Below are 8,532 nucleotides of genomic sequence, written 5' to 3'. Positions count from 1 at the left end.
CTCAGGGTGCTGGAGGCCGACCCGCCCGTCGGCGGCCACCACCTCTGCGCCATGTGGTGGGACGCGGAGAGCGCCGGCGAATATGCCTATCTCGCCCCCTCGCGCTCTGGCGCGGGGAGGGCCGGTCACCTCTCCGTGGCGGCGGCGGCCTTAACGATTTTCTGCACGGTGCGGAACGACATGCCGGAGGTGGCGGCCAGCTTGCGGATGGACCAGCTTTCGCCGGGGCCCGACGCGCATTCCCGGGCGAAGCGGAGGCTCACCACCTGCTCGATGGCGTCGACATCGAACTTGGGCAAACGGCCGCGGCGCGGCTCCTTGATGCCCTCAAGCCCCATGTCCGCATAACGCTTGCGCCATTTCCCAACAGCCTGCTGGGAGAGATTGACAATTTCGCTGATGGCATTGTTCCGCGCGCCTGCGGCGGCAAGGAGAATGCACCGCGCCCTCACCTGTTCATCGGGAGAGGCGGTCTCCATCCAGTGCTCGAGTTCCAGGCGGGCGGTCTCGGAAAGCGTGATCGGCTGCGCCTTCATGACTTCCTCCGGTGCGGGGATCGCGTAGGACGACCGGTGCGGCCTCAGATTGGAAAGTCGGCATGCACGGTAATGAAAAATAGGACCCGGCGCGTACGCCGGGTCCTGAAACGCTGTCATCCAGGGGAATTGGATGATTGACCTTACGCTTACTGCGTGAAGGCGAGTTCGGTGTGGTTGATGGCCACCACGCCGGTCAGTTCGACGATATCGGTGATATCGAAGTTGTAGGTCTGGTGCAGGACGTTGTTCTGCGTGCTGACGATCTTGGCACCCGACACATGCGTGTCACCCTGATCATCAAGCCAGGTCACGACCAGGACATCGCCAACATCGAGGTTGCCGAAGCCCGGCGAGCTGAACAGCTCGTTGTCACCACCGAACTGGAGCGACTGTGCCAGTTCCTGGCTGTTGGTGAACGTACCAGCGACCTGGAAGACATTGGCGCTCTGGAACGGCAGCTGCTCCACATCCGTGTCGCCGCTGATGGTCTGGAACACCGTCGTCAGGCCGATCAGCGCATCGTCGACCGGGTTCAGGCCGACGCCGTTACCGTCGACGAGGGTGCCACCGAACTCGCTGTTCATGTTGCTGACATCGAGAACGATGACGTCGTTGCCGTCGGAGCTGAAGTCGGAGATGACGTTGTCCGACACCTGCTTGCCGCCGACATTGGCCTGGCCGATGTTGTTGAAGATGGCAATGTCGTCACCGGTGCCCAGCGCGATGAGATTCTTGCCAGCCGTGTAGGTCACGACATAGTCGTCGCCCGCACCGGCATCGACGCCATTGAGGCCGTTCGTGCTGTCACCGGTGTAGACGAAGTCGTTTCCGCCGCCAGCCTTGATGTAGTCGGCGCCGGAGCCGCCCTTGATCCAGTCGCCGTAAGCGTGACCGGACTCGCCATACTTGTTTTCGTTATTGATGTTGTAGAAGTTGTCATCACCAGCATTATTACCAACCGGACCGTAGCTGACGAAGCTCAAGTCCTGATTGACGGATATTTCCGAAATGTTGTTGTTCGTACCGGTGAAGATGACGCCGCCGGTGTCGTTTTCGAAGTCGACATGGACCGTGTCATAGGTCAGGCCCGAGTAGTTCTGGGTCTTGATCGCCTGGTTAGCAAACGTGAACCAGTGACCGCCGCTACCATGGAAGCTGCTCTGGAAATCGCCTTCCTGGAGGACGCCGGCGCCGGACGCAGTCAGAGTTCCCGTGCTGGTACCCTGATTGATGTTGTTGGCGAGGATCCAGGTGTTGACGCCAACCGAGGCGCCGTTGGCAATCGTGATCGTGGTCTTCTCGACATCGCCGGCACCGAGGTACCAGAGATTGGTCTCGGAGTCGTTCTGGGCGTCCAGCGTGATCTCGGAAAGCGTCGCGCCGTTCGACAGAACCGGGCTCGTCAGATCACCAAGGGCGTTGATGATGTTGACGTTGGTCGTGGAGCCCTGCGCCGAAGAGAGATGAATCTCATCAAGGTTGCGGGCGGCATCGAACGGCGCCGGGTTGTTGAAGCCCAGTGCCAGGCCGAGGCCGACCGAGTTGATGTAGATGTCGCCGCTCGCCGTCGCATGGGCGTCGAAACGCTCAAGCGAAGCGACGTTACGGATATCGCGGAGCAGGATGTCGCCGGTATCCTTCGTGGCGAAGGACATATCGGTGACCGCATTGGTGCCGCCGATATCGTAGAAGTCACCCATGAAGTAGTAGTAGTCGGGGCCGGAAAACTTCGCATAGGCACCCTTGTCGCCGAGGACGAGGTCGCCCTTGCCGCTGTTCACCACTTCGAGAACGCGGGTCACGGGATGCGTGGGATTAGTGATATCGAACTGCCAGGCATCGCCGGAGAGGTCCGGAGCAATGTTGTGGAAGTAGGTGTCGAACTGGCCCTTCGACTCGAAGTGGAACTCGCCAGCGTTCTTGACGCCGAGAGCACCCGCATAGATGTCGTTGGCCTTGTCGTTGGTCCAGGTGACCTTCAGATTGCTGTCGGTGACGCCCGCGGCATATTCGATCGTGTGGTAGGAATCTGCCTGTAGTCCGGACACGTTCAGGTTCGCGACCGTCGAGTCCATGTTGGCCAACTGGAAGCGGTCAGTGCTCTGGTTGACGTTCACAGTCTTGACGTCATCAACATTGGCAAAATTGAGCTTCGCATTGCCGTTGAAGGTGAGGTCAAAGGTCTCGATCTCGGAGCTCGTCGGCGCGCGCGTTCCTGCCTTGGTGAAGGTCGCATAGAGCGTGTCGTCGCCAGCGCCACCCTTGAACACGTCGCCGTTGGAGAGCGTGTCGCCGGTGTAGAGCTTGTCGTTGCCCGAGCCGAGCTTGACATTGATGTCAGTGGTCGAGCCGGAGATGTTCAGCGACAGGTTCGCCTTGGCGGCCGAAGCGTCGATGCTGGTGAGACCGGCATCGAGAGCGCCCTTGATGCGGAAGTCGAGGCCGGCAACGCCGCCATCGATCGTCAGCTTCGTGGTGCCCTGGGAGCTAAACGAGTTGACGTCAGAAGTGAAGCCGGCCGTGTCGTTGATGGTCAGCGCGACCGTCTCGATCTTGGCACCGACGTCAGCCGTCAGCTGGACATCACCATGGACTTCCTTCAGGCCGAGCTTCACGACCTTGCCGGCACCGACAGCCTGGGCGTCGAAGTCGAGCGTGGTGTGGAGCAGACCATTCGACGTGACATCGTCATCGATGCTGTAGCGGGTATCGGAGCTCTGGAGGTTGGTGAGCGCGGTATCGACGCGCAGCGTGTCGAGCGCGATGGCATCGATCTGGGTCCAATGGCGGGTGTCGACGGTCACGCCGCCCATGCCGGCAGCATCGCTGGTGCCAACCTGGATCAGGTCGACATTCGTGATCGTCTGGCCGTCATAGCCACCCGAGGTGAACTCGAGCTGCACTTCACCGGAGTGACCGGTGATGATGTCGCCGGCGGTCAGCGTGCCTGTGCCGCCACGAACCACGTCGCCGTCATGGATGTCGAGAATGTCAACGCCAGATTTGAGCGGGATGACCTGCGGCTCCGGCTGCGGCTCCGGCGGCAGGAAGTCCGGGTTGAACAGCGAGCCGGTGTAGATGGGGGCACCATCGGCAGCGTGCTCGAGGAAGCCCGCGATGTACTCCTGCGACGCCCCAGTGAATTCCGGCGACTGCGAGAAGGACAGGACGAGGCGGGAAAGAGCCTCGGTGCGGCCCACTTCCTGGGTCCACTGGCCGAGCGCCGCGGTCCAGTACTGGACACCGGCCGGCTCACCCTCGCGGCCGAGCACGTTGACATACATCGTCGCGACGACAGCGGCGTCGGGAAGATTGTCATACTGCGCCTGGAACTCCGGGCTGACCGCGAAAGCGGTCGACAGGTTGCCGAGCGTCAGCTTGCCGCCGACATTCGCCTGCGTGTAGCTCGCAACCCAGAAGTCGAGGCCTGCATTGTCAGGCACGCGACCGAAGACAGCCTGGTAGAGCTGGACGACAGGATTGACGCTACCGCGAGCCGCGGTGATCAGAAGATTCTGCAGTTCCTGCACCGTATCATAGGTGCCGGCAAGAGCATTCACTTGAGACTGGGTAGGCGTAACGCGAAGTATTGCTTTGTAGTTAGACGCAACTACTGCGGGATCAAGAGCCATGGACGGATCCTCTCGAGACAAAGGGGCAGGCCAGGCCACAAGCCGAGGCGTCTGCCGTAGCGGGGGTATACAGCGTTCCTCATACCCAGACAAGCTCGTAGTAAGCTTTTTTTATTCCCATTTTCCGGCAGGCATGGATGCAAGCATCGCTAAAAATTCATATTTTTCAGTGTGATAAGTTCCGTTAACCGCAAGAATGCAACACCACGCGAATTATTGAATGAAAAATCGCTACCCCAGGCGTACAGCAAATATTGCACCCCGCCCGCAAGTGGGGTAGCTTGATGGCAGGTTGGAAACGTCGCATTTTGAGGCGCGTCATGTATGGAAATCCACAAAGACTAGATGATTCGGACGTTCAGTCGTTGAGACGCGACGCCGGACGGTGGTTGAAGGAACGGCGCGAGAGTGTGGGGCTGTCCCAGCGAGAGCTCGCTGGCCTCGTCGGCACACAGTATTATACTTTCATATCCCAGCTTGAGTTGGGGCGTGGCCGCATCCCGCCGGATCGCTATCGTGCTTGGTCCAAGGCCCTTCAGGTCGACCTGCGACTTTTCGTACGGACCATGCTGAAGTTCTATGATCCGGTCACCTATGACATCCTGTTCGAGGGCGAAGGCGCGTAGCCGTCTATCGACCCGCGCTTGGCTGGGCTGACCATGGCAAGCAACCCGATTACAAATCTCTATTTCTTCCGGCGCAAATCCAAGGCCTGGACAGCCCAGGATCTGGCGGATCTTGCGCGCCTCGAAGCCGCCATACGGCGCTGCGGCCTCAATATAGAATCAGAACATGGGTGCTCGGACGAGGGCGATCCATGGTTCATCTTTACATGTGTGGATACTGAAGACCCGATCATACATATCGCCTATATCGACGGCTTTTTCGTCATCGCCAGCGGCTTTGGCGAACCGCTGAAGGATAGGGCCCTGGGAGCGGCCGTTGAGAGCTTTCTGACAAGGCATGTCGCACGCCTGCCCGTAGCGCAGACGCCTGATGCGGCATCCAACGTCGTCGCGCATCCGGCCGCCCTGCTGCCTGGCCTCGTTGCACCGCTTTTCGTCAAGAATCTCAGCGAAAATCTCAATAATTCCTACAGCACCGGCGTGCCGCTCGCCCCCGCAGGCAACCATGGCTGGGTTGCGACGGCCGCTTCGCGCTTGAAGGATCAGGGCTCTTTTCCGGCGGCGGCCATTCTCCTTGCCGCCTTGGCAGCGGCGCTTCACCAGCGCGGTTCCCTGGGGCCATCCAACGAGACCGCGTTCCCGGCAGAACATGCCATGCCGGCCGATGTCCCGGGCCACACGATGGACGTGGCGACATCGGATATCACCCATGGGAGCGCGGGCACAGGGGCGGGCACAGGGGACGTAGATCTCCACCAGGGAAGCGCGGCGCAGCATGATGTCCCTCCGCGACCGGCATCTGCCGGCGCGCCCGAGAGGCTTCAACTTGCCGAAATTACCAGCGGCGCGCCTCATATGGTGGCCACCGCCAGCGTCGGTCAGCCGGCCGGCCGGGTTGCCGAGGGCGGTGAATCACCGCTGGCAGCGGCCGAATCGGTGCCGGAACTCCAGGCCGCCACCGACGAGATCAGCGATGCGGTGAAGCAAGCAATCGATCTGATGCTCGCGGGCGGGCGCAGCAGCAACTCTGCGCCCGACGCCGAGCCTGAGGTGCAACTTGCCAGCCTGGATCGCGCGGGCGGGCACCAGCCTGAGCTCCTGGTGGCGGACGATCGCTCATCAGATGCCCCCGCGGCCGAAAGGATCCTCGCCGCGCGTCAAAGCCACATGCCCCAGGAGAGCTATCCCGCGGGCGACTATCCGGGCATAGACGGCCTCTCTCGCCTTCCTTCTCCGGTGTTCCCTGAGGACAGAACGCCGCCAGAACCGGACCACACAGCGGGCTCCCCTACCGTCGCCGAGCCCGCTCCCTCGTCGCCCCTGGCCCCAACGTCTCCTCCCCCCGTCTCTTCCGTCCCGGATACGACGCCCACCGATCGGATCGTGCCGAGCGAGCGGGTCATCAGCCTTGTCGAGAACTTCATGGACAACAACCGCATCGTGCATATTCGCGGTGAAGGTGGAAAGGATGCCTTCGGCCAGGGAGGAGGAGACATCGTCTACGCCACCTCCGACCTCCACGACCCCCCCAGCCCGGAAAAGACTTTCGTCCTCACAACCCTCGCGGCAGAAGATGGCACTCACATCACACTGATCGGCTATTTGAGCACCGACGTCTGGTTGGTCTGAGCGTTTCGATCTCCCGATTCGCCATCCTCTGCTTGTGTTGGTGTCGAATCGGCAAACTGCCATACGTCGGGAAGCCCGTTTCATATTCCATATCCATTGCGCGAGCTATTCGGGGAGATAAGGACGCGCGGCTACTAAATGTGCAGAAAATGAAATACTGTCGTGAATAGCCACGGTCGAGCTTATGCCGACATGGATATGAAACAATAGCGTGAGATCAGCGGGGCTATGCGACGTTTCGCCAAGGGTCAATCCACGCACCGCATCGTACCATCTCGCGCGGCCGGGGTGATCGCTGTGGGGCTTGTCATCGTCCCTCAGGCGTCAACAGACGCATGTGTCGACAGTGGCATCCCCGTTTCGGTCGCATCGCGGTAGACGGCAAGATCCGCCGCATGTTGGACAGAAGGGTATAGGCCACGATCTGGGAGAACGGTCTATGCATAACTAAGCACGTTGTCGCCTGTCTGTGCCATTTGTCTCATGCCCATAGCCCATGCTACCAGCTTCGAGTCTTGCAGGCATTCCTGAACGAGTTGAAATAGGCGTCGATGTGATGTTGCCCTGCTGTCAGCTGAAGGCAATCGGATAGCGATCAGCAATATATACCCCTAAAATGGGCATATGGGCTTACAATACCCTGAAATGAAGCAGATTAGGCGGCGCTTTATTTCCAAATTTGGGGAATTCTTTCAAATAAGCTCGAACGGTCGCGCTCGATATGTCGAATATGCATGCCGCGCAAGTTCACGATTGAGGGGTGTATGAGCAATCTTCGCTTGAAGTCCGCGGGCAAACAGGACCTTACCGATCTCGCCTGGCTTGAGAAGGTTTTAAACAGATTAGGGCGTCGGTTTGAGATGTCCTCCTCGGTCAGTGAAGACGGAAGTGAATGGGTCGCCGTTATCGATGTCGAATTCGCAGAGACCATTGTCCATATCGCCTGGATCGACGGCGTCGTTCATGTTGCATCCTCGCCGTTACGAGCGGCGAGCCGCGGCCCCCGTCGCCTTCGCTCCCTCCTGAAGCATGCCCTTGAGGAGAATGGCATCAACGCGAACGTCTAGCTGGCTCTATCGGCTCTCCAGGTAGCGTATCAAGCCTGTTGCCGTGCATAGGATCGCTTGTGATGCTCGCTTCTTTGCGAGAAAATGATTGCGAAACGCGCATCCGGCATCGCAACATAGCCATGTGATGCAGCATAGCCCGCTATCCGGCGAACCTTGATCTTCACGACGACGTTCCGCCCACCCCGGGGCTAACTTACGGGATGCAAGTCACTTATGGCACGCATGGACTTGAGAGCCTGCCCAAACGAGCGGTCGGCACTTGCCAACGGTAAGTAAAAATAATACACCCTTGCGTGCAGGGCTGACCCATGAATTGCCTGACAGAAACGCGTTCAAGCAAAGGCTCCCAATGCGTGCGCGATGGCGATTGCTCGCGTGAATCCTTGACATTTGAAGCTGGGCAGATGTGTAGAACACCCGACATTGCCATGCTCGATCCCATCGCGGAACCAGTATCCTGCAGAAGGTGTTCCGTCTCGGCAACAATCGAGGGCAGTGTCGTCACCCTGTCAAAGGGTGAGCGCTGCATCTGGGCGCATCTCTATCTGCGCGACGGAGCCCTTCCCCGGACGCTGTCCCGCGCCTGCCCCATCGTCGAGCTTCTTAGAAAGTTGGAGCAGGTCAAGAACCGAGATATCGTTTTGAAGTTGTGAGGCGCCGATAATCCTTGTTAAGGGCATATCCGGTAAACGCGTCGTGCGGAGCGGGGATTGATCGGACCAGGTTCCCCTGTGGTGAGCGGAAGGACCGTCGACTTCGCGCGGGACGGCGTAGCCCGGTTATCCAAGTGGGCTCTCCGCGTGCAAGTGGGCTCTCATCGTGCAAGTGGGCTCTCCGCGTGTTGGACGCTCTGACGATTGCGACGGGCTCGCTCCTCTTGCTGCGAAGACCCGGTACGTTCGGCTCGCCGGACATCGCAGGCGGTATGAGGCTGCATCGAAATGATACGCCTTGTTGGATTGGAGCGTTGATTGATGTCACAAGCGGGACCGACGGGGGGAGGTAAGAAGGCGCCGACGGCGCTGAATGCGGCGAT

Annotated in this window: 6 protein-coding genes; 4 read left to right on the top strand and 2 right to left on the bottom strand. The window is 59.9% G+C overall.

Annotated elements, in window-relative coordinates:
* Positions 1 to 125 precede the first annotated feature (125 nt).
* Together C7450_RS10040 and C7450_RS10035 are read right to left on the bottom strand one after the other, a co-directional pair.
* The gene (locus tag C7450_RS10040) at positions 126 to 656 is read right to left on the bottom strand and encodes a helix-turn-helix domain-containing protein (protein ID WP_110374320.1); all 531 of its coding nucleotides are present in this window, start codon (positions 654 to 656) and stop codon (positions 126 to 128) included.
* A gap of 29 nt (positions 657 to 685) precedes the next feature.
* Positions 686 to 4,099, bottom strand: coding sequence for a DUF4214 domain-containing protein (locus C7450_RS10035; protein WP_170147175.1), 3,414 nt, complete (start codon positions 4,097 to 4,099; stop codon positions 686 to 688).
* A 392-nt stretch (positions 4,100 to 4,491) separates the two neighbouring features.
* Here C7450_RS10035 and C7450_RS10030 point away from each other — a divergent pair, with 392 nt between their 5' ends.
* From C7450_RS10030 to C7450_RS10015, 4 genes are all read left to right on the top strand, one after another.
* Positions 4,492 to 4,797 carry a helix-turn-helix domain-containing protein gene (locus C7450_RS10030; RefSeq protein ID WP_110374318.1) on the top strand — a complete coding sequence of 102 codons (306 nt, stop codon included), beginning with the start codon at positions 4,492 to 4,494 and terminating at the stop codon, positions 4,795 to 4,797.
* A 33-nt stretch (positions 4,798 to 4,830) separates the two neighbouring features.
* Complete coding sequence (locus C7450_RS10025; protein ID WP_146227311.1) at positions 4,831 to 6,426, top strand: hypothetical protein; 1,596 nt, start codon at positions 4,831 to 4,833, stop codon at positions 6,424 to 6,426.
* A 734-nt stretch (positions 6,427 to 7,160) separates the two neighbouring features.
* Positions 7,161 to 7,493, top strand: coding sequence for a hypothetical protein (locus tag C7450_RS10020; protein ID WP_146227310.1), 333 nt, complete (start codon positions 7,161 to 7,163; stop codon positions 7,491 to 7,493).
* 407 nt (positions 7,494 to 7,900) lie between these two features.
* Positions 7,901 to 8,149 carry a hypothetical protein gene (locus C7450_RS10015; RefSeq protein ID WP_146227309.1) on the top strand — a complete coding sequence of 83 codons (249 nt, stop codon included), beginning with the start codon at positions 7,901 to 7,903 and terminating at the stop codon, positions 8,147 to 8,149.
* Positions 8,150 to 8,532 lie beyond the last annotated feature (383 nt).

Source organism: Chelatococcus asaccharovorans, assembly GCF_003201475.1.
GTDB lineage: Bacteria > Pseudomonadota > Alphaproteobacteria > Rhizobiales > Beijerinckiaceae > Chelatococcus > Chelatococcus asaccharovorans.
Note: the sequence above shows the minus strand (reverse complement) of the source record. Positions and strands in the feature narration are given on the sequence as shown.